Here is a 24,905-nt window from a genome sequence, read left to right as displayed (position 1 = left end):
GGGCCTCAAATCAACCTGCTATCGAACCGTTGGCGTTTTCGCCACGGTGCGGCAGACGAAACATGAAACTTAGTTCACGGCGTCCTTGAGACCCTTGCCGGCCGAGAACTTCGGCACGTTGCGGGCAGGGATATCAACTTCTGCGCCAGTGGACGGGTTACGACCCTTGGATGCTTCGCGGCGGCTAACCGAGAAATTGCCGAAGCCGACGAGGCGAACGTCGCCGCCGTTCTTCAGTTCTGCCTGGATAACGTCGAAGATTGCATCAACTGCAGAAGATGCATCTGTCTTCGAGAGTCCGGCCTTCTCGGCAACTGCGGACACGAGCTCATTCTTGTTCATGTTTCCACCCCTTTCAATACTGGTTCGAAACGACTCAATTTTAAAGCCGAGGGCAGCATACGCGCGACCCCCGCCTTGGCAAACCCAATCGCTCCGAATCCCATGGAATGCAAGGCTTTGCGAGAGGTTTTACATAAAAAAGACCGGCAAAAATGCCGGTCTTCCACTGTTTCCGTTCCAAATCGGTGCTTGCTTGCCGGCACGCACCGCTTCAGGTTCAAGTCAAGTGCCTAGTGGGCAATCAACCCGCCGGCGTCATCTGCCGGATCGGCTGCCGCAACCGGCACCGCCTGCTTGGCCGGATCCCATTCGATTGCGACCGGAACCCTGAGCAACGCATGCTGCAGAACCTCGCCAATATGCGAGACCGGAACGATCTCCATATTGTTCTTCACGTTGTCCGGAATATCCGCCAGATCCTTGGCGTTTTCTTCCGGGATCAGCACCTTCTTGATGCCGCCGCGAAGCGCCGCGAGCAGCTTTTCCTTCAGGCCACCGATCGGCAGGACACGACCGCGCAGGGTGATTTCACCCGTCATTGCCACGTCCTTGTTGACGGCAATCCCGGTCATGATCGACACGATCGCGGTTGCCATGGCCACACCGGCGGACGGACCGTCCTTCGGTGTCGCGCCTTCCGGCACGTGCACATGGATATCGCTCTTGTCGAACAACGGCGGCTCGATGCCGAAGTCGATGGCGCGCGAGCGGACATAGGATGCCGCAGCCGAAATCGATTCCTTCATCACGTCGCGCAGGTTGCCGGTCACCGTCATGCGGCCCTTGCCGGGCATCATGACGCCTTCGATGGTCAGAAGCTCACCGCCGACTTCCGTCCAGGCGAGACCGGTGACGACACCGACCTGGTCGGTGCGTTCGGCTTCGCCGTGGCGATAGCGCGGAACACCAAGATAGTCGTTGATGTTCTCGGCAGTCACTTCAACCTTGTCGGTGCGACCCTTCAGGATTTCCGTGACGGCCTTGCGGGCAACCTTCATCAGCTCGCGCTCAAGGCTACGCACACCGGCTTCGCGGGTGTAGGTCTGGATGATCGCCGACAAGGCACCGTCGGTGATCGAGAACTCCTTCGGCTGAAGCGCGTGGTCGGCAATCGCCTTCGGCAACAGGTGCCGCTTGGCGATTTCCAGCTTTTCTTCTTCCGTGTAGCCAGCGATACGGATCACTTCCATGCGGTCCATCAAAGGTGCCGGAATATTCAGCGTGTTCGCCGTGGTGATGAACATCACGTTCGAAAGGTCGTATTCGACCTCCAGATAGTGGTCCATGAACGTCGAGTTCTGTTCCGGATCCAGCACCTCCAAGAGAGCTGACGACGGATCGCCACGGAAATCCTGGCCCATCTTGTCGATTTCATCGAGCAGGAAGAGCGGGTTGGACTTCTTTGCCTTCTTCATCGACTGGATGACCTTGCCGGGCATCGAGCCGATATAGGTGCGGCGGTGACCGCGGATTTCGGCTTCGTCACGAACACCACCGAGTGCCATGCGGATATATTCGCGGCCGGTCGCCTTGGCGATCGACTTGGCAAGCGATGTCTTACCGACGCCCGGAGGACCGACGAGGCACAGGATCGGCCCCTTGATCTTCTGCGAACGTGCCTGGACCGCCAGATACTCGATGATCCGTTCCTTGACCTTGTCGAGGCCGAAGTGATCGAGTTCCAGCACCTTTTCGGCGTGGTTGAGATCCGTCTTGACCTTCGACTTCTTCGACCACGGAATGCCGAGCAGCCAATCCAGGTAATTGCGCACGACAGTGGCTTCCGCCGACATCGGGCTCATCTGGCGCAGCTTCTTGACTTCCGCGTCGGCCTTTTCACGGGCTTCCTTGGACAGCTTGGTCTTGGTGATGCGGTCTTCCAGCTCGGCCATCTCGTCGCGGCCTTCCTCGCCGTCGCCAAGCTCCTTCTGGATCGCCTTCATCTGTTCGTTCAGATAATATTCGCGCTGGGTCTTCTCCATCTGGCGTTTAACACGCGAACGGATACGCTTTTCGACCTGCAGAACCGAAATCTCGCCTTCCATGAAGCCGAGCGCCTTTTCAAGGCGCAGCTTGACGCTGGTCGTCTCGAGCATTTCCTGCTTTTCGACGATCTTGATGGAGAGGTGTGATGCAACGGTATCGGCCAGCTTCGAGTAGTCCTCGATCTGGCTGGCAGCGCCGACGACTTCAGGCGAAATCTTCTTGTTGAGCTTCACATAGCTCTCGAATTCAGACACCACCGAACGGCTCAGCGCTTCGACCTCGACCGGATCTTCTTCCGGCTCGGACAGCGGGTGTGCCATTGCTTCATAGAATTCTTCGCGGCCGGTATAGCCGTCGATCTCGGCGCGCGCACGGCCTTCGACCAGAACCTTGACAGTGCCGTCAGGCAGCTTCAGCAACTGCAGCACGTTGGCGATGGTGCCGATCTGGTAGATCGCAGCCGGTTCCGGATCATCGTCGCTGGCATTGATCTGGGTGGCAAGCATGATCTGCTTGTCGGTCCCCATGACTTCTTCCAGTGCGCGGATCGATTTTTCACGGCCAACAAACAGCGGCACGATCATATGCGGGAATACCACGATGTCGCGTAGCGGCAGCACCGGATAGGTCGCGCTCTCGATTGCCGGAGACGTTTTGCTCGTCATGTCATTTCCTTTCCGTCCCGTTTCCGGGCCCGTTACCCGAAGCGTTCAAGAGCGCTTCCGGTCCTCATTCTTTCCACTGTCAGGTGGAGTGTGTGACGTCTGTTTTCAACCCTTTGCCGACTACCGACCTGGGAGGCGGCATAGCCGGGTAGTAAACGGCATCTGACTGTTGCGGGCCTTGCCGCGGGAGTGAACGCACACGCTTCGTGCCGGGACACATCGACACAGAATCGTTACATAATCGCGTTGTTGTCCGCGTTTAGCAATCGCTGATTCTCTCGACTATTCCTTCAGCAGCAACATGCAGCGGTCAAGCTTTCAACGGATGGATATCCGCAAAATATGCAGGGCTGACCTGCACTTATTGCTTATGTGCGCGATGCCCGAAGACGCAGACCAAGCCTTTCGGCACATTTCCGCATAAAAAAGGCCCGCACATGGCGGGCCTCTTTGAAAAATGCCGATCCGATCAGGCTGAGACGTTGGCCTTCTCCTCGGAACGTTCCGAGTAGATGTAGAGCGGACGGGCCGAACCCTTGACCACCTCGTCGGAGATGACCACTTCGCGCACACCTTCCAACGTCGGCAGTTCGAACATCGTGTCGAGCAGGATCTTTTCCATGATCGAGCGCAGGCCACGGGCACCGGTCTTGCGGATGATGGCACGCTTGGCGATTTCGCGCAGCGCATCCTCGTGGAATGTCAGTTCCACGTCTTCCATCTCGAACAGGCGCTGGTACTGCTTGATCAGCGCGTTCTTCGGTTCCGACAGGATCTGGATCAGCGCCGGCTCGTCGAGATCCTCGAGCGTTGCCAGAACGGGCAGACGGCCAATGAATTCCGGGATGAGGCCGAACTTGACCAGATCTTCCGGCTCCAGCTCACGCAGGACTTCGCCTACGCGGCGATCTTCCGGCGACTTCACCGAAGCACCAAAGCCGATCGAGGTCTTTTCGCCACGTGCCGAAATGATCTTGTCGAGGCCGGCAAAGGCGCCGCCGCAGATGAACAGGATGTTGGTCGTGTCAACCTGCAGGAACTCCTGCTGCGGATGCTTGCGGCCACCCTGCGGAGGAACGGATGCGACCGTGCCTTCCATGATCTTCAACAGCGCCTGCTGCACGCCCTCACCCGACACGTCCCTGGTGATCGACGGATTGTCGGACTTGCGCGAGATTTTGTCGACTTCGTCGATATAGACGATGCCGCGCTGCGCACGCTCGACATTGTAGTCGGCCGACTGCAGGAGCTTCAGGATGATGTTCTCGACGTCTTCGCCGACATAACCGGCTTCGGTCAATGTCGTGGCATCAGCCATCGTGAACGGCACATCGATGATGCGGGCCAAGGTCTGGGCCAGATAGGTCTTGCCGCAACCGGTCGGGCCGACGAGCATGATGTTCGACTTTGCAAGCTCGATGTCGCTTCCTTTCGCGGAATGCGCCAGACGCTTGTAGTGATTGTGGACGGCAACCGACAGGATGCGCTTGGCCTGTTGCTGGCCAATGACGTATTCGTCGAGAACCTTGATGATCTCCTGCGGCGTCGGAACGCCATCGCGGGACTTGACCATCGAAGTCTTGTTCTCTTCGCGGATGATGTCCATGCACAGTTCGACGCATTCATCGCAGATGAACACTGTCGGTCCGGCAATCAGCTTGCGGACCTCGTGCTGGCTCTTTCCGCAGAAGGAGCAGTATAGGGTATTCTTGGAGTCACCGCCGTTGCTACCGCTGACCTTGCTCATATCACTTTCCTTCCAGCACGCCGGACACCCAGACAAGGTGTAACGGACTACTCAACCCGCTCCGCACATTTTGCGCGTTCATGCGCAAAATGACGGCGCTTTCGGGAGTACGAACCGGCCTCAAACAACCATGTTTGATGCCCGGCAGCAACGAATCTCCCACCGAATACCGAATGCTAGGACTTCAAACTTCAACATAGCATTAACGGTCGATACTAACGGCTTTGGCCTGCGGATAAAGCCCCATGACTATTACAAATGTGTCACAAATGCATCTATCCGCACACAAAAGCTTGAATTCACGCTTCAGCAGCGGATTCCATCGCCTCACGTGACGTGATCACCTTATCGACGACACCCCAGCTCAACGCTTCATCCGCAGTCATAAAGTGGTCACGATCAAGCGTCTGTTCAACCTCTTCCAAAGTCCGGCCAGTGTGCTTGACGTAGACTTCGTTGAGGCGGCGCTTCATTTTCAGGATATCGCGGGCATGCCGTTCGATGTCGGATGCCTGGCCCTGGAAGCCGCCGGACGGCTGGTGAACCATGATGCGGGCATTCGGCGTCGCAAAGCGCATGTCCTTGTGGCCGGCGGCCAGAAGCAGCGAACCCATCGAGGCGGCCTGACCGATGCACAGCGTCGAGACAGCCGGCTTGATGAACTGCATCGTGTCATAGATAGCCATGCCGGCGGTGACGACACCACCCGGCGAATTGATGTAAAGCGCGATTTCCTTCTTCGGGTTTTCAGCTTCGAGGAACAGCAGCTGGGCGCAGATCAGCGTTGCCATCTGGTCTTCCACAGGACCCGTCAAAAAGATGATGCGTTCTTTCAGGAGACGCGAAAAGATATCGTAGGAGCGCTCGCCGCGATTGGTCTGTTCAACGACCATCGGCACCAGAGCCATAGCGGTATCAACGGGATTTCTCATGTCAAACCTTTGTCTATCTGGTGCGCAAAACCGTTTGCACACCGGGAATCATCGGGAATATCTCTTGTCCATACATAGAGTGTCCAAGTACCCGACTTCAAGTCGCGAAGTCTTCATAACGTTAATACACGTCCCGCACCGGAACGTTGCCACCGCAGCGTATGCAGGATCGTTTAGCGTGTTCTAACGGTCAGGATAGGTGCAAACCGCCATTTTCGCTTTTCCACACAGGCTTTGGGGCATTCTGAGTGAAAAATCGGTAAATGCGGATCACAGTTGCGATTCGATCGGCAGAATACCGATGACGCCGGCGATCAGGCGGCGCCAGAAACCGACTTCCGGTTCGCGGCGAAGGACGCGCACTTCATCGCCTTCGCGGTCGTGCCAACGCAGGCGTCCCTTGTCGAGCGATAGCCGGAAGCTGTTTTCCGGGCTGGTTTCCGCATCGAAAATCGCCTCGACCTCTCTGACCAGCGCCGGGTGGGTAAAGAGCACGCCCATTTCCGTATTCAGAGACGCCGAACGGGGATCGAAATTCATCGAGCCGACAAAGCCGGTTTTTCCATCGACCGTGAAAGCCTTGGTATGCAGACTGGCGCCGCGCGAACCGAACAGCGACATCCGCTGCGGGTCGCCGAATTCATGCGTTGCCTTCAGTTCGAACAGCACAGCACCGCCCCGAAGCAGCGCCTTGCGGTAGTTGGCGTAGGCGCCGTGGACGGCTGCGACGTCCGTGGCGGCCAGCGAATTGGTCAGCACCTCGACCTTGACCTGCCGCTGGACCAGCCGTGAGATTTCGGCGATCCCTTGTGCACCGGGGATGAAATAGGGGGAAATCACCCGGACACCATGCTGCGCCGATGTCAGGGCCGGCATCAGTTCGCGCATGACCCAGTTGTTGCGCTTCTGCAGAAATGCCTTTTCCGGCGGATCCGACACCAGCATGGCAGCGCTTGTCCAATGCAGCACTGTACCGGCGGGCAATAGGGCACTGTCCGGGATCATCGTATTGACATGAGCCAGATAATCCCGGCCGCCGGGTGTCGCCGCGATGGTCTCCAGCTTCGCCCTGAAAGCCGGCAGGTAATGGGCGCGCGGCGTGCGCAGCAAGCCGATCGGCACCACCACCGGGCTGTTCCAGTAGCGATCGAAGACTACGGCGGCATCGTCGGCGACCGGCCCCAGCATCCAGACATCGAGGTCGCGAAAATTCGACTGTTCATCCGCATCGAAATAGGCGTCGCCGATATTGCGGCCACCGGCGATCGCCAGACGGCCATCGGCGATCCATTGCTTGTTGTGCATGCGCCGCGTGGCGCGGAAGGGCCGCATCATCATTTCCAGGCCGCGCTTCAACCGATCGGTGCGGGCGCGGCTTGGATTGAACAGCCGCACCTCGATATTCGCATGGCCATCCAGCGCCAGGCACATGCGGTCGTGCAGCCCGGCATTGATATCATCCAGCAGCAGCCGTACGCGGACGCCGCGATCGGCTGCCGCCAGCACTTCGCGTATCAGCATCCGCCCGGTCAGATCGTTCTTCCAGTAATAATATTGCAGATCGAGGCTGCGGCCTGCCCTGCGCGCCGACAGGGCTCTGAGTGCAAAGGCAACCATATTATCCGAGATCAGCGAAATTCCGTTGAGGCCGGCATGCTCGTCCAACAGAGGGGCTGCCAGCCGGTCGAGTTCTGTCTGATCGGCCTGCGGCTGCAGGGCAGTCGATGCCGATCCCTGAAGGTGGCGCCCGAAACGGCCATAGGCATAGACGGCAACCAGCGCCAAAAAGCCGAACACAGAAGCGGACAGAGCGACGATATGGGCGCGCATGCTACGACGGCCTGTTGGTCATGACTGAGCAGCGGAAACCGCCTCGACCGGTTTTCCCTCGCCAAGCGCGGCCTTGAGATCGATATAGGCCTTGATCGGCAGGTGATCGGACGCGACGCGGGAGAGTGGTGTGTTGTGCACCTCGACGGCTGTGACCAGATTGTGCGGACTGCCCATCACCCGGTCGAGCGCCAAAAGCGGAAAGCGCGATGGGAAACTCGGCACCGCCGTTGCGGCGTGATCGAAGATGGGGCTGAGCGAACTCAGCGCCGAGCGGCGGCCCATGCGCCACTCGTTGAGGTCGCCGATCAACAGCGTCGGCCGCTCCTCCGCCTCGCTGATGGCAGCGATGATCGCTTCCGCCTGGCGGGCGCGCGAATGCCGCAGCAGCCCGAAATGGGCGGCAACGATTCTCAGAGGACCGGCCTTCAGGTCGAGATCGACGACCAGTGCACCACGCGGCTCGACGCCGGGCAGCTTCAACTGATGAACCTTGGCAACAGCCCCTTCGCGCAACAGAAGCACATTGCCGTGCCAGCCATGCCCCTTGGCAGAGAAGGCAGCAATCGGCACCGCGATCAGATGACAGTCGCGGCGCAACCGTTCCAGATCGAGCAGCCCTGCCCGTTCGCCAAACCGTTGATCGGCCTCCTGCAGCGCGATGATATCAGCACCGATTTCGCTGATCACGTCGGTGGTGCGGCCGGGATCGAAACGGTTGTCGGTGCCAACGCATTTATGGATGTTGTAGGAGGCGATCACCGTGTCGCCGCGTTCGCCTGCGGGGTCCCTGCCTGCAAGCGACACGCGCTTACCGCGAATTGCGGCCAGAATGCCCTTTGACAGGCTGGTATGCGACGAAGCCATAGTCTCTCTCTGGTCGTTGCCGTTCATCATCCATGACATAGACATGTCGCACCGCAAGGCAAGACAGTATCCGGCATAAGCCTGTTTTTCGCCAAGTGAGCTAGAAATTTTCCGGGTGGGGAAATCTGGTAGCGGCAAGACAAACTCCTTGTCGGATACCCCGCACTGACCATAAATCAGCGGCGTAGTCCGTCATTTCATCCAGTGAGAATGCACAATGCCCGCACCGTCAGCCATTTCCATCACGCCTTCGACCCGCACCGCCAGCATCGACGTTCGCGATCCCGGCTTTTACAAAAACCCGCTCGCCACCTACGCCGCCCTGCATGCGCAATGTCCGTCGTTCTTCTGGGAAGAGCAGCAGCAATGGTATTTTGCCGGTTATGACCAGGTAAACAGCCTGCTGCGCGATCGCCGCTTCGGCCGGCAGATCCTGCATGTGGCGACCCGCGAGGAGCTGAACTTGCCGGAGCCCAAGCCGCATCTGGCGGATTTCGACCGGCTGGAGGCCCATTCGCTACTGGAAGTGGAGCCGCCGGCGCATACGCGGCTGCGTACGCTGGTCAACCGTGCTTTTGTCTCGCGCCAGATCGAACAGCTGAAGCCCGAGATCGCCGCACTCTCCCATTCCCTGATCGACGGTTTCGAGAAAGATGGCCAGGTCGAGCTTCTGAAGACCTATGCTGAAATCGTTCCGGTGACGGTGATCGCGCGCATGCTCGGCGTGCCGCTGGACATGGCGCCAAAACTGCTCGACTGGTCGCACCGCATGGTCAAGATGTACGTGTTCAATCCGACGGTCGAGACCGAACATGACGCCAACCGGGCTTCCGCCGAATTCGCCGATTATCTGAAGGGCATCATCGACTGGAAGCGGAAAAATCCTGCCGACGATCTTTTGACCCACATGATCACCACCGAAAAGGACGGCGAGCGGCTATCCGACGACGAGTTGATCTCGACGGCAGTGCTTCTGCTCAATGCCGGACATGAAGCCACCGTGCATCAGCTTGGCAACGCAGTGCGCACCCTGCTTGAGACCGGCACCTCGGTAAAAGACGTGTTTTCCAGCGATACGGCGACCGAACGGACCATTGAAGAAACAATGCGCTACGCTGCGCCGCTGCATATTTTCCAGCGTTACGCCCTGTCCGACATCGAGCTTGAAGACGGTATCAGCCTGAAAAAGGGCGATATGATCGGCCTTCTGCTCGGAGCTGCCAATGTCGATCCGAAGAAATTCTCCGATCCCCTCACCTTCCGCCCCGAAAGAAACGAAGGCGCCCACGTTTCCTTCGGCGCCGGCGTGCATTTCTGCATCGGCGCGCCGCTGGCACGGCTGGAGCTGAAATTGTCGCTGCCGATCCTGTTCGAGCGGCTGCCCGGCCTGCGGATGACAAGCGAGCCACGGATTAAGGACAGCTATCATTTCCACGGTCTGGAGCGGCTGGACCTGGCATGGTAGAGAAAGCGGCGCGGCTCACACGCCGCGCCAACTCACCTTTTACTCCGGAAAATCAGCACCCTCGGTCACGTCTGCCCAGGCTTCGAAATCACGGCGCAGCGTCTCGATCTTGGCGCGGCCACCGGCCAGCGCCGCTTTGCCCAAGAGTAGGCGTAGCGGCGGATTTTCGGCTTCGACAGCCTTGACGATAGCTTTAACGGCGCGCTCCGGATCGCCGGCCTGCTTGCCGCTCCGTTCCCGAATGACCGAGGCATTCTTGCCGGCCGTATCGCTGTAGTCGTCGATCGTCTGCGGTGCCTCATTGGCCGAACGTCCGGCCCAATCAGTTCTAAAGCCGCTGGGTTCGACCAGGAGAACCTTGATGCCGAGTGGCGCCGCCTCAAGCGACAAAGCCTCCGACAGGCCTTCGACGGCAAACTTGGTGGCGTTGTAGAAGCCAACGGCCGGTCCGCCGCGAATGCCGCCGATCGAGGATATGTTGACGACAGTACCGGAGCGTTGCTTGCGCATGGCGGGCAGGACGGCGCGGGTCATCGCTGCAAGGCCCCAGACGTTGATTTCGAACATGCGCCGGACTTCGTCCAGCTCGCTTTCCTCGACCGAACCGAAATAGCCGATACCGGCATTGTTGACGAGCACGTCGATGCGGCCGAAACGGGCAAGGGCCGCCTTGACGGCGACTTCGACCTCTTCTGGCTTGGTGACGTCGAGCTGCAAGGCCAGAGCCTTGTCTTCGTTGCCCTTGACGAGATCTTCGACCTGCGCCGGATTGCGGGCTGTCACGACGGTCGGATAGCCCAGCGATAAAGTCTGCTGTGCCAGTTCCCGGCCAAAACCGGTCGAACATCCGGTGATGAACCAGACGGGTTTATCGGCGTGAGACATTGGATTTCTCCTAATGATGGAAGAGACGGCGAGCGCCGCCCCGAGGGAACCTCCATCGGATATAGGACGGCTAAACCCGAATGACATAGTCCTTGCGAGTCGTTTCAATCACTTCCCAGGTTCCCTTGAAGCCGGGTCTGAGGATCATGCTGTCGCCGGCCTTCAGATGGGTTGCGGCACCGCCGTCTTCGGTGACGATCGAGATGCCGGACAGGATGTGGAAATATTCCCATTCGTCATAGACGATGCGCCATTTGCCGGGCGTCGCTTCCCAGATGCCGGCATAAATGCCGCCTTCGGCCTCCTCGAAACTCCAGGTGCGAAATTTTGGCGTGCCGGAGATCAACCGGTCTTCAGCCGGGGCGCCCGCTTCGGGCTCGAGTGCCGTCGGATCGAATGTCAGCGCGTGGGTCATGGCATGCTCCGCAATGGACAAAGAGATGGCCGGCGAACCGGCCATCTCTGGATGGATCAGGCTTTCGCCAGCGACTGTTCGAGATCGGCGATGATATCGGCGGCATCCTCGATACCAACCGACAGACGGACGACTTCCGGGCCAGCGCCGGCGGCCGTCTGCTGCTCTGCCGTCAACTGCCGGTGCGTAGTCGAGGCCGGGTGGATGACCAGCGAGCGGGTGTCGCCGATATTGGCCAGATGCGAGACCATTTCCAGGCCCTCGACAAAGCGCTTTCCGGCCTCGTAACCATCCTTCAGACCGAAGGTGAAGACAGCGCCCGCACCACGTTTGGAGTATTTCTGCTGCAGCGTGTGGTTGGCGTCGCTCTCAAGACCGGCATACTTCACCCAGGCAACCTTATCATGGCTGCTGAGCCATTTGGCGACGGCCAGTGCATTGTCGCAATGGCGCTGCATACGCAGCGGCAGGGTTTCGATACCAGTTAACAGCAGGAAGGCGTTGAACGGCGAAATGGCCGGCCCGAAGTCGCGCAGGCCCAGCACCCGGCAGGCGATGGCAAAGGCAAAATTGCCGAAGGTCGCGTGCAGTACCATGCCGGCATATTCCGGGCGAGGTTCCGACAGGATCGGGTATTTTCCGGATTTCGACCAGTCGAACGTACCGCCATCGACGATGACGCCGCCCATCGAATTGCCATGGCCACCCATGAACTTGGTCAGCGAATGCACGATGATATCGGCACCGTGCTCGATCGGCTGGATCAGGTAAGGTGTGGCCATCGTGTTGTCGACGATCAGCGGCAGGCCGTGTTTCTTGGCAACAGCAGAAATGGCGGCGATATCGACGAACGTGCCGCCCGGGTTGGCAAGGCTCTCGATGAAGATCGCCTTGGTGCGGTCATCGATCTGGCTTTCGAACGCGGCGATATCGTTGGTATCCACCCAGCGCACCTGCCAGTCGAACGACTTGAAGGCATTGCCGAACTGGTTGACCGAGCCGCCATAGAGCTGCCGGGCTGCGAGGAAATTGTCGCCGGGGCTCATGATCGCGTGGAACACCAAAAGCTGGGCCGCATGGCCGGAGGCAACAGCCAGCGCTGCCGTGCCGCCTTCGAGCGCCGCGACGCGCTCTTCCAGAACCGCCTGGGTCGGGTTCATGATTCGCGTGTAGATGTTGCCGAAAGCCTGCAGGCCGAACAGCGAGGCGGCGTGATCGGTATCGTTGAAAACGAAGCTGGTCGTCTGGTAAATAGGCGTTGCGCGTGCGCCCGTGGTCGGGTCCGGTGCTGCACCTGCGTGCACGGCGAGTGTGTTGAAACCGGGTTTGTTCGTCATGGATGTGTCCTCCCTTGATCAAGTTCGGCGCACTATTTCAGAGGCGATACCGTGCGGTCAAAGACTGTTTTGCCTGATTTGCACGCCGGGCGAGCAAGGAATTCCAAAATGGCGACGCATGGCCTTTAAATTCAGCCAACCAACCGCGGGTACTCGATCGCCGGACAGCGGTCCATTACCACCTGAATGCTGTTTTCCTCAGCCTTTGCCGCAGCTTGGTCGTCGCGCACGGCCAGTTGCGCCCAGATGAATTTGGGCCGGTTTTTAAGGGTAAGGATTTCATCGACAAGAGCCGGCAGCGCGTCAGCGGCCCGGAAAACGTCGACCATGTCGATCGACTCGGGAATATCGGCCAGCGTCGCATAGACCTTCTGGCCATGGATTTCCTTGCCGGCCTGGCCCGGATTGACCGGGAAAACCGTGTAGCCCTTGCGCAGCAGGAACGCCATGACACGATGGCTCGGCCGCTCGGCATTGGGTGATGCGCCAACAAGGGCAATGGTTTTCGTCGAGCGCAGAATGTCTGTCAGATAATAGTCCGGATACACATCATGATTCATCGTCGAGTTCCGCGCTTTATAATCGTTGAGCCGATCATTGGGACCGCATTCCTATCTGTCAACCGAGCATCTCCGGGTTCGCATGTAAATTTGCTGGAGACAACGGCTGGCGCGTGACCAAATCTGGCCTTCTGTCAAAATCGCATTGCTTTTAAAGCCTTACCACCGCAAAACTCGATGATTGCGCCGTCTTGCCTCTCTATCCTCCGTCTTCTCGCATTCCTGAAGGTTTCCCGTGCCTCTCGACGTCATTGCTCTCGTTCTGTTCGGAGCGCTTCTGCATGCGACCTGGAATGCACTGGTCAAGGCCGGAACGGATAAATCGCTCGATGCTGCGATGATTGCGCTCGGGGCAGCCGTCGTTGCCCTACCCTTCCTGCCCTTCATGCCCTTGCCGCATCCGGATGCCTGGCCATTCATCCTGGTGTCGGCGCTGTTTCAGTTTGCCTATTTCCAGCTTGTCGCCGCAGCCTACCGCGCCGGCGATATCGGCCTTGTCTATCCGCTAATGCGCGGCGTTGCTCCCTTGCTGGTGGCCGCGACAAGCGGCGCGATCATCGGCGAAAATCTCTCCAGCGGGGCAATTGCTGGCGTGCTGACGATCTCGACGGGCGTGCTGACGCTTGCTTTCGAGGCGCGCAAGGGTGGCAAACGTGCCATTCTGCTGGCGCTTGCCAATGCCGTTGTGATCGCCAGCTATACCTATGTCGATGGGATCGGCGCCCGGGTGGCACTCAACCCGATCTCCTATACGCTGTGGATGGCACTACTGCCGCCGGTGCTGCTTTTTTCATGGGCTTTTTCCAAGCGCGGCTTTGCCCCTGTGCTCTTCCACGTCCGCCATCAATGGTGGCGCGGGCTGATCGGCGGCGGCGGCTCGATCGGCGCCTATGGGCTGGCGCTGTGGGCGATGACAAAGGCCCCGGTCGCAACGGTCGCAGCCCTGCGCGAAACCTCGATCCTGTTTGCCATCGTCATTTCGATCGTCTTCCTGAAAGAACGCGCCAGCCTCTTCCGCATCGCCGCCGCCTGCTTGATCGCACTCGGGGCGCTGATGCTGAAGCTGGCTTGAAAAATTTGCGAGCATGACGTATGTACAAGATCACGTACAGAGGATCCACCATGAACGTCATCAGCCTATCCGAACTTCGCGCCAACATGGCAAAGCACTTCGACCGGGTCGAAGAGGATCACGACGAACTGATCGTGACGCGGCAGAACCGCGAACCGATGGTCGTCATGTCGCTCCGCGATTTTGAAAGCTGGAAGGAGACGATGTATCTGACATCGAACCCCGTCAACAAGGAGCGGCTGCTGCGGTCTATTGCCGAGCTTGACGAGGGCAAAGGCATCGAAGTCGATATCGATGCGCTCTTGTCCGCCAAATGAAAATCCAGTTTTCGCAGGATGCTTGGGAAGACTTGCAACATTGGATCGCGACTGATCATAAAACCCTGCAGAAAACTCTGAGCCTGCTCAAGGAATGCCAGCGCACGCCATTTTCCGGCACCGGAAAGCCTGAGCCCCTGCGCAATGAGCTCAAGGGCTGGTGGTCTCGACGGATCACACTGGAGCATCGGCTTGTCTACCGGGTTTCAGGGGCCGCTGAAAACCAGACGCTTGAAATCGCGGCTTGCCGAAGCCACTATTCCTGATCTCTCTTCCACTCCGGTGTCCGCTTGCCGAGAACCGCATCGATCCCCTCCTTCGCATCGGACTTCAGCATATTGTCCACCATCACCCCAGTGGCAAAATCATAGGCCTCAGTGATGCTCATCTCGGCCTGCTGATAGAACGCCCGCTTGCCGATTCGGAGCGCCTGCGGTGACTTCGAGGCGATGACGGCTGCGTATTTGTTGACGACCTGCTGCAGATATTGTTTCGGCACAATGCGGTTGATCAGGCCGAAATCCTTGGCGGTCGAAGCATCGATGGTTTCTCCGGTCAAGAGCATTTCCATCGCCTGCTTGGGATGGGCCGCACGCGAGACGGCGACCATCGGCGTCGAGCAGAACAGGCCGATATTGACGCCCGGCGTGCAGAAGGTCGAACTGTCGGTGCAGATCGCCAGATCGCAGCTTGCCACCAGCTGACAGCCGGCGGCGGTTGCCAGACCGTCGATTTCGGCAATGACCGGCTGCGGCAGCTGGTTGATCTTCAGCATCAGATCAGCGCAGAGCCGCAGCGACAGTTCGAAGAAGGCCTTGCCCGCGTCTTTGTCGGTGCGATGCGACGTCAGTTCTTTCAGGTCATGACCGGCACTGAACAGCGAGCCGGACGCTGCCAGGATCACAACCCGAATGTCTTCGGATTGGGCAACAGCATCAAGCTCCGCAGTCAGCGCTTCAAGCAACGCGATCGACAGGACGTTGGCCGGAGGATTGTTGAGCGTTAGGCGCAGCACATTGCCGGAAACCTCGCGCAGCAGCGGCCCACGGGGTTCTTCCTTGTGCAGGGGCACGATATCCGCCATCTCTCTTCTCCTTCGTCTCAACTGTCGTCACGGCTTGCCCGGATCTGCGCTTGGTACGCTGCCGCAAGCACCGTTTCAAGCGCCGCTGACATCGATAGGACTTTCGTCCGGCTTGCTCCAATGACCCGCAGGCCGGTAAAAGGCCTCCATATTGGGAGTGAACCATGCCTTTGGAACCGATCCTCACCGTCACCGATCTCAATCGTTTTCTCGAAACGGATTTTTCCGAGATGCATACCGACGGCAAGATCTTCGAGGTCATCGCCACCGGCCCGGGCTTTGCCACGATGCGGCTCGATCCGCAGCAAAAGCACCTGCGCCCCGGCGGCACAGTCTCCGGACCAACGCTGTTCGCGCTAGCCGATGTCACGGCTTACATCACCTTGCTCGCCCATATCGGCCCGGTGGCTCTGGCCGTCACCACCAATCTCAACATCAATTTTCTCAGAAAGCCCCAGCTTGGGCCGCTACAATGCACCTGCCGAATCCTCAAACTCGGCAAACGGCTGGCCGTGCTCGATGCGGCGATTTCAGAGCTTAATAGTGATGAACTGGTTGCCCATGCGACCGCGACCTATTCGATTCCGCCCAGATAATTTGTGGTATCAAAATACCCCACACCTAACCACATGTTTTATAACGGTATTTTTTCGAACCGGCCAAATCGGCAATCTTGACCGCATTTCATCCTTTGCGTATAAGCCGCACCAGATCGCGGTCCCTTGGGGCCGCTTTCATTTTTGGCTGGCTCAATGCCTGTCAAATTCAAGCAACAAGAAACGCCCGGCGGCAACGCATCGGGTTCAAACGAAAGAGTTTAACATGTCAACCTTCGTTCAGAAGCCTGCAGAGGTGGAGAAGAAGTGGATCCTCATCGACGCCGAAGGCCTCGTTGTTGGTCGCGTCGCTTCCATTATCGCCAACATCCTGCGCGGCAAGAATAAAGTCACCTACACACCCCACGTTGACGATGGTGACAATGTCATCGTGATCAACGCTGAGAAGGCTGTCCTGACCGGCAAGAAGTACACCGACAAGAAGTACTACTGGCACACCGGTTACCCGGGCGGCATCAAGGAGCGCACCGCGCGCCAGATCATCGAAGGCCGCTTCCCGGAGCGCGTTCTCGAAAAGGCTGTCGAGCGCATGGTTCCCCGTGGCCCGCTTGGCCGTCGCCAGATGAAGAACCTGCGCGTTTACGCCGGCACAAATCATCCGCATGAAGCACAGCAGCCAGTGACGCTCGACGTCGCTGCGCTGAACAGCAAGAACACAAGGAGCGCCTAATCGTGGCTGATCTCTCTTCTCTGAAAGACCTCGGCACGGCGACTGAAGCAACTGCTTCGGCTCCGGTTCATGTCCGCAAGGTCGACGCCCAGGGCCGCTCCTACGCGACCGGCAAGCGCAAGAACGCCGTTGCCCGCGTCTGGGTCAAGCCGGGCTCCGGCAAGATCACCGTCAACGGCAAGGAATTTGCGGCCTACTTCGCACGTCCGGTTCTGCAGATGATCCTGCGCCAGCCGATCTTCGCTGCTGCCCGTGACGGTCAGTTCGACATCGACGCAACGGTTGCAGGCGGCGGTCTTTCCGGCCAGGCCGGTGCCGTTCGTCACGGCATCTCGAAGGCCCTGACCTACTTCGAACCGGGCCTGCGCACGGTTCTGAAGAAGGGTGGCTTCCTGACCCGCGACAGCCGCGTTGTCGAGCGTAAGAAGTACGGTAAGGCCAAGGCCCGCCGTTCGTTCCAGTTCTCGAAGCGTTAATCGTTTCGAAAATCTCAATTTGAAAAAGGCGGGCTTTGTCCCGCCTTTTTCTTTGCCTTGCTTGCGCATGCCGTTGCCCCAAAACCGCTGCGCACTTTTGGGCGGCATGCGTTACAGCGGCAATTCCGTCGAGAACTTCAGTTCCCGCAGCACGAAGCTCGACACCACCGTGCGCACATGCGGATTGCGCATCAGATAGCGCGTCATGAAGGCCTCGTAGCTTTCCACGTCGCTCGCCCGGATTTTCAGCATGTAATCGAAGGCGCCGGAGAGTGCGTAACACTCCATGATTTCCGGCCGCTCCAGCACCACCGCCGCAAACGAGGCTACCGCCTCCTCGTGATGATCCTCCAGCGTCACATGGGCGATGACGCAGAGTTTCAGATCAAGCTTTCCCGGATCGAGCAACGTTACGCGCTTGCGGATGACGCCGTCGGCTTCCAGCTCCTGGATCTTGCGCCATGCCGAACTCTGCGACATGCCGGCCTTCTCGGCCAGCTCCGCCAGAGACAGGCTGCCATCGGCCTGGACGAGTTGCAGAAGCTTGCGATGGAAACTCCCAGATTCTTTCATAATTTTAGAAATCTCCGAAAAATCCTGCCAACATTATGGAGATATCCAGCACGAAAGAAAGAATAATCCTCCGATTCCGGAGCATAATTGCGAGGAAACACGCATCTGGGAGGACCGACGCCATGACCAAGCAAAGCAGCTACACCGCCAAACTGCCAGGCCCGGACGGGATCTATTCCTACACCACGGAGGAAGATGCCATCTGGGGCGAACTCTACGAGCGCCAGATGAAGCTGCTCGCCAACATGGCCTGCCAGGAATACTTGGACGGGGTAAAGACCCTTGGGCTGAGGCCAGACAAGGTACCGCAGCTAACCGATGTCGGCCGCCGCCTGCATGAGACGACCGGTTTCGGGGTCGAAGGCGTTCCGGCGCTCATTCCCCCCTCGCGCTTCTACGAACTTCTGGCACAGGGCAAGTTTCCGCTCGCCACCTTCCTGCGCCGCCGCGAGCATATCGACTATATCGAGGAGCCGGACCTGTTCCATGAGGTGTTCGGCCATTGCCCGCTACTCACCAACCAGAGTTATGCCAATTTCGTCCGCCATTTCGGTGAAGCTGCCGTCCGCCTCGGCAAAGGCTATTCCTGGCACCTGTTCCGCATCTTCTGGTTCACGGTGGAATTCGGCCTGATCAACACGCCGCAAGGCCGCCGCTGTTTTGGCGCAGGTATCGTCTCGTCGCCCAGCGAAGCCAAGGCCGCGACGGACGGCACGGCCTGCGAATTCCGGGCGTTCGACCTGATGAGTGTACTCAGAACCCCCTACCGCATCGATATCGTCCAACCGATCTACTATGTCATCGACAGCTTTGCCGATCTTGAAGCAATCGTTGGGCAGGATATCGGCGGCATGATCGACAAGGCCAAATCACTGGGCGACTTTGCCCCGGCGTTCGAAGCCAAGGCCTCATGAGAATCTGATTATCCGGCAGTGCTCCCATTCGGGGCCTTGCCTTCCAGCCGCCGATTGTCCAACGTCTGGCCAGACAACAGACGGGACCGATCATGGCCAACAAGACGATAGACCACGCCATCACCGCCACATCGCTGAAGAGCGCCGCCACCGACCCGACCCATGCCGGTATTCTCTCTTTCATGCGGCGCAAATACACCAAGAGCCTGAAGGGCGTCGATGCCGTCGTCTGGGGCATTCCGTTCGATGCGGCGACGTCCAATCGTCCCGGCGCCCGCTTCGGGCCGCAGGCCATCCGCCGTGCCTCCACCATCTTCGACAATGACCCGCAATATCCGTTCGACCGCGACCTGTTTGCGGACATGGCGACGATCGATTATGGCGACTGCCTGCTCGACTATGGTAATCACAGCAAGACGCCGGCGACCATCGAGCGCGAAGCCGCCAAGATCCTGAAGAGCGACGCCTTTCTCCTGACGTTGGGTGGCGACCACTTCGTCACCCTGCCGCTGCTGCGTGCCCACGCCGCTGTGCACGGTCCCCTCGCCCTCGTCCAGTTCGATGCCCATCAGGACACCTGGGCCGACGAGAAAGGCCGCATCGACCATGGCTCCTTCGTCGGACGTGCGGCGCGCGAAGGCCTGATCGATACCGCAAGCTCGATCCAGCTCGGCATCCGCACCCATGCGCCCGACGATTGCGGCATCCGCATTCTCTATGGCTACGATCTCGAGGAGATGAGCGCCGGCGAGATTGCCGACGTCATCCTGCATCATGTCGGCGACCGCCCGGCCTATCTCACCTTCGATATCGACTGCCTCGATCCCGCCTATGCGCCGGGCACCGGCACGCCGGTTGCGGGCGGGCCGTCCTCGGCGAAAATCCTGTCGGTGATCCGCAAGCTCGGCGCGCTGGTCATCAAGGGCGCCGATGTCGTCGAGGTGGCTCCAGCCTATGATCACGCCGATATCACAGCCATTGCGGGCTCCACCATCGCGATGTATATGCTCGGCCTTCATGCCGAACAGCTGGCGGAGCGACGCGGATAGCGACTGAACCCGCCCTGTTGTCAAACTGATTCAATTGCATGCCAAAGTGATTCCGAACGCTCGGATAATCCCTTGGCAGGACAGGATAAAACCATGAAACCGAAGATCTTCATCGATGGCGAACACGGCACCACGGGCCTGCAGATCCGCACCCGCATGGCTGGCCGTTCGGATGTGGAGCTGCTGTCCATTCCGGAAGCGGAACGCCGCAATGCCGCCATTCGCGAAGATCTTTTGAACAGCGCCGATGTCGCCATCCTCTGCCTTCCCGACGACGCCTCCAAGCAGGCGGTTTCGATGCTCGAAGGCAACAATAAGGTGCGGATCATCGACACCTCGACGGCCTATCGCATTGCGCCGGACTGGGCCTATGGCTTTGCCGAAATGGATGCGGCGCAGGCGGCAAAAATCCGCGATGCCCGTCTCGTTGCCAATCCCGGTTGTTATCCGACCGGCGCCATCGGCCTGATCCGCCCGCTGCGTCAGGCCGGTATGCTGCCGCAAAGCTATCCGATCACGGTCAATGCAGTCTCCGGCTATACTGGCGGCGGCAAGCAGATGATTGCGCAGATGGAAGATCCGGCCAATCCGGACCCCATCGACTCGCCAAATTTCCTCTACGGCCTGACGCTCAAGCACAAGCATGTGCCGGAAATGCAGACCCACGGCATGCTCGATCGTGCACCGATCTTCTCGCCATCTGTCGGCCGCTTCCCGCAGGGCATGATCGTTCAGGTGCCGCTGTTCCTCGATCAGCTGAAGGAGGGCACGACGCTCGAAACCATCCACGCTGCACTTGTTGCCCATTATGCCGGACAGTCGATCGTCGAGGTCGTGCCGCTTGATGTCAGCGCGAAGCTTTCGCGTGTCGATGCCGTCGAGCTTGCCGGCAAGGACACGATGAAGCTGTTCGTGTTCGGTGCTAACGGTGGCGATCAGGTCAATCTTGTCGCCCTGCTTGACAATCTTGGCAAGGGCGCCTCGGGCGCTGCGGTGCAGAACATGGATCTCATGCTGTCGGCATAAGGCCACTCTCACTTCAGGGCGTTCGCCGCCCCGCTCCGCGCGTGCGGAAAGGCATAAGCTGACATGGGCGATACTGGCTTCTTCGCGACCCTTTTGGCAAGGGTCGCGACCGCTCTGCCGGAGCACGGGCTCTATGTCCTGCTTATATGCACCTTCATCGCCGGTCTTGCCCGCGGCTTTTCCGGCTTTGGTGCCGCCCTCATCCTGATCCCGATCGGTGGCTCCATCCTTGGGCCGAAGATCATTTCGCCTGTGCTTCTTGTCATCGACACGATCGCGGCAGCCGGCATGTTGCCTGCTGCGTGGCGCGCCGCCAACCGGCGCGAGGTATTCACCATGGCATCCGGCGCCCTAATCGGCGTGCCGCTCGGCACCGCCGCTCTGGCCCTGGCCGATCCCTTGTACTTGCGCTGGGCCATCACCGTTCTTGGGGCGCTGATGCTGATCCTGCTGGTCTCCGGCTGGCGCTATCAGGGGCAACCGCGCGTATCGCTGACGGCCGGTGTCGGCGGCATTGCCGGAGTTTTCAGCGGCGCAGCGCAGCTGGGCGGCCCACCGGTCGTCGCCTACTGGCTGAGCGGCGCCAGCGACGTGCTGGTCATCCGCTCCAACTTGATGCTCTATTTCGTGATTTCATCGGCACTGACGGCCGTCACCTATCTGATCGGCGGCTTGTTCGTCGAGCAGGTCTTTGCACTGACGCTGGTCATCCTGCCGCTCTACGCTGGCGGACTTTACGTTGGATCGCGCCTGTTCGGCTTTGCCAAACCGTCGACGTTCCGCATTATCTGCTACGTGCTGATCGGTGCGTCGGCCATTCTCGGCATGCCCGCCCTTGACGGGCTGTTGCGCTGATCAACTGCGCACTTCGATTTCCAGCGGCTGCGGATATTCACCGATAAACGCCCGCCAATGGGCGACGGCGAGACCGAGCACAATCAGCGCGCCGCCCTGATGGGCGACACCCCAGCCGACCGGCACCTGCAGGATCAGCGTGGTGATGCCGATGATCGCCTGGATCGTCACCAGCACGAACAGCAGAACCGAACGGCGCGCATGCGTCGTATCCGGCGCGTTGCGCAGCGAGGCGATCATGTGCATCAGAACGAAGGCGAACAGCACATAGGCGCCGATGCGGTGGACGAACTGTACGGTCTTCGGGTTTTCAAACAGGTTGAGCCAGGCGGGCTGCTGGATGAACAGGTCCGATGGCACCAAAGAACCATCCATTAGCGGCCAGGTGTTGTAGGAGAGGCCCGCATCGAGCCCCGCCACCAGCGCGCCCAGATAAATCTGGAACAGCGCCATGCAGGCGATGATCGCGGCCATCTTCTTCGAACTTTTCGTCGGCGCCGGATCGTTGGCATGCGGCGCCAGTCCCCTGCCGATCCAGATACAGGAGGCGAAGATCAGACAGGCAATGATCAGATGAGTAGCCAGCCGGTACTGGCTGACTTCCGTGCGATCGGCAAGACCGGACGATACCATCCACCAACCGATGAAACCCTGAAACCCGCCCAGCGCCAGAATACCGACCAGCGGCAGTTTCAGCCGCGGCTCGATCTGGCCTCGTACCCAGAAGAAGGCCAGCGGCAGCGCGAAAATCAAACCGATCGAGCGGGCCAGCAGCCGGTGCGCCCATTCCCACCAGAAGATGGTCTTGAACCCTTCCACTGTCATATCGCTGTTGATCTGCTCATACTGCGGGATCTGCTTGTAGAGCTCGAATTCCTCCTGCCACTCGGCAGCATTCAGCGGCGGGATGACGCCGTGGATCGGTTTCCACTGGGTGATCGACAGGCCGGATTCCGTCAGCCGGGTCGCGCCGCCGACGAGGACGAGCCCGAACAACACCAGCACGACAATGCCGAGCCAGATCCTGATCTGGGTGCGATTGCGGCTGACCGTATCGATCTCGCGCGTAAGTCGCTGTTGCGTTGCCAAATCCGTGCTTGCCATCAAGGCCTCCACCTATCGAAATACACAGGCATCGCCGGATGGCGGCGATTTGTCTGAAGACCTGCGCATCAAAAGCGTTGATTTGCACCAGAGCAGCATGCAAAACAAGGCTTACCCCTTTGCGGCATGCCGTCGCGACCATTTGTCCGGCGAAACCTGCCAACCGGAAAGACCTGAATGCCCGTACGCCTGAGAAAACTGATCGGCACCGTCCTGATCATCATCCTCGTCATCGTCTATGCGCTGGCGGCCACCACCTTTGCCTCGCTCCGTCTCGGCACATCGCCGTGGTGGGTGCATCTGGCCTATTTCTTCTTCACCGGCCTGTTGTGGATTCTGCCCGCCATGCTGATCATCAAGTGGATGGAAAAACCCGCCAAGTCGCGGTGAGCCGAAAGACGACACCATGAAAATTGCAGTGATCGCCGATATCCACGGCAATGACCTCGCCCTTGAAGCGGTACTTGCCGACATCGCGGCGCAGGGCATCGACGACGTGGTCAATCTTGGCGATCACCTGAGCGGCCCGCTCAATGCTGCGCGCACCGCCGATATCCTGATGGCGCGCAATTTCCCGTCGATCCGGGGCAACCACGACCGCTGGCTGATTACGAAGGAACCGGCCGATATGGGCCGCTGGGATCGCGCCGCCCATGACGAGTTGCAGCCGCACCATCTCGACTGGCTGCGTACCCTGCCCCCGGCGCTCGTTCACCGGCAGGAGCTTTTTCTCTGCCACGGTACACCGCAGGACGATCTCACATATTGGCTGGAAGACCTGACAACCGAAGGCGTGGTCCATATGTCGGCGCGTCAGCGGATCGAGAGTTTCGCCGCCGGCATAGACTATCCCGTCATCCTCTGCGGCCATACCCATATTCCCCGCGCCGTCCACCTTGCCGACGGCAGGATCGTCATCAATCCCGGCAGCGTCGGCTGCCCTGGCTATGACGACGACGAACCGGTGTTCCACAAGGTCGAAACCGGCACTCCCGATGCCGCCTACGCCATCCTCTCGAAGGCGGACGGCCATTGGGACGTAACCTTCCGGCACGTCGCCTACGATCACATGGCGATGTCGCGGCTTGCGCATGAGCGTGGAAACAGGGAATGGGCCAACGCACTCGCCAGCGGCTGGGTCGGCGATTAAGCGGCGTTTTCAAGCGCCTCGATATCCGCACCGCCGATCGCAGCAATGTGCCGGGTGACCTTTTCAACCGGCCAGTTCCACCAGGCAATCGCCTGAAGGCGCTCGATGATGTCATCACTGAACCGCCGCTTCACCACCCTGCCCGGGTTTCCGGCGACGACGCTGTAGGCAGGCACATCCTTGGCAACGACGGCGTGTGCGCCGATGATGGCACCGTCGCCGATTGTCACCCCCGGCATGATCGTCGCCTTGGTGCCTATCCAGACATCATTTCCGACCGTCGTATCGCCACGATAGCCGCTGGCATAACCCGTGGGATCAAAACCGTCGCGCCATGCGCCGGGAAAGATGCCGAACGGATAGGTCGAAAAACCCTGCATGGCATGGTTGGCGCCGTTCATGATGAACACAACGCCTTCTGCCAACGCGCAGTACCGGCCGATATCCAACCGGTCGCCAATGAAATCATAGTGGTAGAGGACGCATTTCTCCTCGAAATGCTCTGGTCCTGCCGGATCGTCGTAATAGCTGAAATCGCCGGCGCTGATCAGCGGCGAACGGATGATGTTCTTTAGAAAGGCGATCTGCGGAAATGCGGCGACGGGGGTAACGGTACCGGAATCCGGCACGTCTTGATGTTCAGGCATGGGGATACTCCACCATTATGTCCAACAGTTATGGTGACATAGAGCGGTCCGGAAATGCGTGGGGATTACCGCGAATGGTCCCGACCTTGTTCAGTGGCGCATCGGTCTCTCCCTGAAAACAGTTGTCCGGCTTAACAGGGATGGCGGCAAAAATCCAATCTTCCCTCATACCTGATCGCCGCGCGGCCGCAGCGGTCGGTTTTATCCATTCGGTAACCGCATTTGATAAAACCCGGGGCGGGTAGCCTGATGCCCGTGCCATTTAAATGAAAATAAGGGCATGCTTGTTTTAGATGAGACGTCATCCCGTTCCCGGAACA

At 59.3% G+C, this 24,905-nt stretch carries 27 protein-coding genes; 13 read left to right on the top strand and 14 right to left on the bottom strand.

Going from position 1 to position 24,905, the window contains the following annotated elements:
* Positions 1-69: 69 nt before the first annotated feature.
* The 6 genes from hupB to ACQY8Q_RS20620 form a co-directional block, all read right to left on the bottom strand.
* Positions 70-342 carry a DNA-binding protein HupB gene (hupB, locus tag ACQY8Q_RS20645; RefSeq protein ID WP_037107702.1) on the bottom strand — a complete coding sequence of 91 codons (273 nt, stop codon included), beginning with the start codon at positions 340-342 and terminating at the stop codon, positions 70-72.
* A gap of 230 nt (positions 343-572) precedes the next feature.
* On the bottom strand, positions 573-2,993 hold the full coding sequence (gene lon / locus ACQY8Q_RS20640) for an endopeptidase La (RefSeq protein WP_428428273.1): 2,421 nt from the start codon (positions 2,991-2,993) through the stop codon (positions 573-575).
* A gap of 469 nt (positions 2,994-3,462) precedes the next feature.
* Positions 3,463-4,740, bottom strand: a complete 1,278-nt coding sequence (clpX, locus tag ACQY8Q_RS20635) for an ATP-dependent Clp protease ATP-binding subunit ClpX (protein ID WP_068953387.1) — start codon at positions 4,738-4,740, stop codon at positions 3,463-3,465.
* A gap of 299 nt (positions 4,741-5,039) precedes the next feature.
* Entirely contained in the window at positions 5,040-5,672 is a 633-nt protein-coding gene (gene clpP / locus ACQY8Q_RS20630) for an ATP-dependent Clp endopeptidase proteolytic subunit ClpP (RefSeq protein ID WP_428428272.1), read from the bottom strand.
* A gap of 270 nt (positions 5,673-5,942) precedes the next feature.
* Complete coding sequence (locus tag ACQY8Q_RS20625) at positions 5,943-7,502, bottom strand: phospholipase D family protein (protein WP_428428271.1); 1,560 nt, start codon at positions 7,500-7,502, stop codon at positions 5,943-5,945.
* Positions 7,503-7,520: 18 nt separating this feature from the next.
* On the bottom strand, positions 7,521-8,369 hold the full coding sequence (locus ACQY8Q_RS20620) for an endonuclease/exonuclease/phosphatase family protein (protein WP_428428270.1): 849 nt from the start codon (positions 8,367-8,369) through the stop codon (positions 7,521-7,523).
* 217 nt (positions 8,370-8,586) lie between these two features.
* Between ACQY8Q_RS20620 and ACQY8Q_RS20615 the strand changes: the two genes are divergently transcribed.
* The gene (locus tag ACQY8Q_RS20615; protein WP_428428269.1) at positions 8,587-9,834 is read left to right on the top strand and encodes a cytochrome P450; all 1,248 of its coding nucleotides are present in this window, start codon (positions 8,587-8,589) and stop codon (positions 9,832-9,834) included.
* A gap of 39 nt (positions 9,835-9,873) precedes the next feature.
* Here ACQY8Q_RS20615 and ACQY8Q_RS20610 read toward each other — a convergent pair whose 3' ends face one another.
* From ACQY8Q_RS20610 to ACQY8Q_RS20595, 4 genes are all read right to left on the bottom strand, one after another.
* Positions 9,874-10,719, bottom strand: coding sequence for an oxidoreductase (locus ACQY8Q_RS20610; RefSeq protein ID WP_428428268.1), 846 nt, complete (start codon positions 10,717-10,719; stop codon positions 9,874-9,876).
* A 70-nt stretch (positions 10,720-10,789) separates the two neighbouring features.
* A complete protein-coding gene (locus tag ACQY8Q_RS20605; protein ID WP_428428267.1) occupies positions 10,790-11,134 on the bottom strand; it encodes a cupin domain-containing protein in 345 nt (114 codons plus the stop codon).
* Positions 11,135-11,190: 56 nt separating this feature from the next.
* A complete protein-coding gene (locus tag ACQY8Q_RS20600) occupies positions 11,191-12,471 on the bottom strand; it encodes an O-acetylhomoserine aminocarboxypropyltransferase (RefSeq protein ID WP_428428266.1) in 1,281 nt (426 codons plus the stop codon).
* A 131-nt stretch (positions 12,472-12,602) separates the two neighbouring features.
* A complete protein-coding gene (locus tag ACQY8Q_RS20595) occupies positions 12,603-13,031 on the bottom strand; it encodes a CoA-binding protein (protein ID WP_428428265.1) in 429 nt (142 codons plus the stop codon).
* A 235-nt stretch (positions 13,032-13,266) separates the two neighbouring features.
* Between ACQY8Q_RS20595 and ACQY8Q_RS20590 the strand changes: the two genes are divergently transcribed.
* The 3 genes from ACQY8Q_RS20590 to ACQY8Q_RS20580 are packed head-to-tail and all read left to right on the top strand — an operon-like array spanning position 13,267 to position 14,686.
* Entirely contained in the window at positions 13,267-14,103 is an 837-nt protein-coding gene (locus tag ACQY8Q_RS20590) for an EamA family transporter (RefSeq protein ID WP_428428264.1), read from the top strand.
* 50 nt (positions 14,104-14,153) lie between these two features.
* The gene (locus ACQY8Q_RS20585) at positions 14,154-14,420 is read left to right on the top strand and encodes a type II toxin-antitoxin system prevent-host-death family antitoxin (RefSeq protein ID WP_113245990.1); all 267 of its coding nucleotides are present in this window, start codon (positions 14,154-14,156) and stop codon (positions 14,418-14,420) included.
* Positions 14,417-14,686 (top strand): Txe/YoeB family addiction module toxin, encoded by a 270-nt coding sequence (locus tag ACQY8Q_RS20580; RefSeq protein ID WP_428428263.1) that lies wholly within the window; start codon positions 14,417-14,419, stop codon positions 14,684-14,686. The genes ACQY8Q_RS20585 and ACQY8Q_RS20580 overlap by 4 nt, the downstream gene beginning before the upstream one ends.
* On the opposite strand, the gene ACQY8Q_RS20575 is transcribed toward ACQY8Q_RS20580, so the two are convergent.
* Entirely contained in the window at positions 14,677-15,504 is an 828-nt protein-coding gene (locus tag ACQY8Q_RS20575; protein WP_428428262.1) for an enoyl-CoA hydratase, read from the bottom strand. The genes ACQY8Q_RS20580 and ACQY8Q_RS20575 overlap by 10 nt on opposite strands.
* A 164-nt stretch (positions 15,505-15,668) precedes the next feature.
* Here ACQY8Q_RS20575 and ACQY8Q_RS20570 point away from each other — a divergent pair, with 164 nt between their 5' ends.
* The 3 genes from ACQY8Q_RS20570 (at position 15,669) to rpsI (ending at position 17,267) form a co-directional block, all read left to right on the top strand.
* Positions 15,669-16,100, top strand: coding sequence for a PaaI family thioesterase (locus ACQY8Q_RS20570; protein ID WP_428428261.1), 432 nt, complete (start codon positions 15,669-15,671; stop codon positions 16,098-16,100).
* Positions 16,101-16,326: 226 nt separating this feature from the next.
* Positions 16,327-16,791 (top strand): 50S ribosomal protein L13, encoded by a 465-nt coding sequence (gene rplM / locus ACQY8Q_RS20565; RefSeq protein ID WP_060641245.1) that lies wholly within the window; start codon positions 16,327-16,329, stop codon positions 16,789-16,791.
* Between the two features lie 2 nt (positions 16,792-16,793).
* Complete coding sequence (rpsI, locus tag ACQY8Q_RS20560; protein ID WP_060641246.1) at positions 16,794-17,267, top strand: 30S ribosomal protein S9; 474 nt, start codon at positions 16,794-16,796, stop codon at positions 17,265-17,267.
* Between the two features lie 111 nt (positions 17,268-17,378).
* Here rpsI and ACQY8Q_RS20555 read toward each other — a convergent pair whose 3' ends face one another.
* Positions 17,379-17,840 carry an Lrp/AsnC family transcriptional regulator gene (locus tag ACQY8Q_RS20555; RefSeq protein WP_426229968.1) on the bottom strand — a complete coding sequence of 154 codons (462 nt, stop codon included), beginning with the start codon at positions 17,838-17,840 and terminating at the stop codon, positions 17,379-17,381.
* Positions 17,841-17,962: 122 nt separating this feature from the next.
* Here ACQY8Q_RS20555 and ACQY8Q_RS20550 point away from each other — a divergent pair, with 122 nt between their 5' ends.
* The 4 genes from ACQY8Q_RS20550 to ACQY8Q_RS20535 all read left to right on the top strand — a co-directional run bounded on the left by ACQY8Q_RS20550 (position 17,963) and on the right by ACQY8Q_RS20535 (position 21,684).
* Complete coding sequence (locus tag ACQY8Q_RS20550; RefSeq protein WP_428428260.1) at positions 17,963-18,754, top strand: phenylalanine 4-monooxygenase; 792 nt, start codon at positions 17,963-17,965, stop codon at positions 18,752-18,754.
* A gap of 92 nt (positions 18,755-18,846) precedes the next feature.
* Entirely contained in the window at positions 18,847-19,803 is a 957-nt protein-coding gene (gene speB, locus ACQY8Q_RS20545; protein ID WP_428428259.1) for an agmatinase, read from the top strand.
* 93 nt (positions 19,804-19,896) lie between these two features.
* Positions 19,897-20,829: an N-acetyl-gamma-glutamyl-phosphate reductase gene (argC, locus tag ACQY8Q_RS20540; protein ID WP_428428258.1), complete on the top strand. Its 933-nt coding sequence runs from the start codon at positions 19,897-19,899 to the stop codon at positions 20,827-20,829.
* A gap of 63 nt (positions 20,830-20,892) precedes the next feature.
* Entirely contained in the window at positions 20,893-21,684 is a 792-nt protein-coding gene (locus tag ACQY8Q_RS20535; RefSeq protein ID WP_428428257.1) for a sulfite exporter TauE/SafE family protein, read from the top strand.
* Here the strand turns inward: ACQY8Q_RS20535 and ACQY8Q_RS20530 are convergent, their stop codons facing one another.
* Positions 21,685-22,788, bottom strand: a complete 1,104-nt coding sequence (locus tag ACQY8Q_RS20530; protein WP_428428256.1) for a COX15/CtaA family protein — start codon at positions 22,786-22,788, stop codon at positions 21,685-21,687. It abuts the gene before it with no gap.
* Between the two features lie 177 nt (positions 22,789-22,965).
* On the opposite strand from ACQY8Q_RS20530, the gene ACQY8Q_RS20525 reads away from it, so the two are divergent.
* Together ACQY8Q_RS20525 and ACQY8Q_RS20520 are read left to right on the top strand one after the other, a co-directional pair.
* Complete coding sequence (locus tag ACQY8Q_RS20525; protein WP_428428255.1) at positions 22,966-23,178, top strand: DUF2842 domain-containing protein; 213 nt, start codon at positions 22,966-22,968, stop codon at positions 23,176-23,178.
* Between the two features lie 16 nt (positions 23,179-23,194).
* Entirely contained in the window at positions 23,195-23,938 is a 744-nt protein-coding gene (locus tag ACQY8Q_RS20520) for a metallophosphoesterase family protein (RefSeq protein ID WP_428428254.1), read from the top strand.
* Here ACQY8Q_RS20520 and ACQY8Q_RS20515 read toward each other — a convergent pair.
* Entirely contained in the window at positions 23,935-24,585 is a 651-nt protein-coding gene (locus ACQY8Q_RS20515) for a CatB-related O-acetyltransferase (RefSeq protein ID WP_428428253.1), read from the bottom strand. The two genes, ACQY8Q_RS20520 and ACQY8Q_RS20515, sit on opposite strands and share 4 nt — an antisense overlap.
* Between the last annotated feature and the right edge of the window lie 320 nt (positions 24,586-24,905).

Source organism: Pararhizobium sp., from assembly GCF_965279435.1.
GTDB lineage: Bacteria > Pseudomonadota > Alphaproteobacteria > Rhizobiales > Rhizobiaceae > Pararhizobium.
This window is presented reverse-complemented; position numbering and strand designations above follow the sequence as displayed.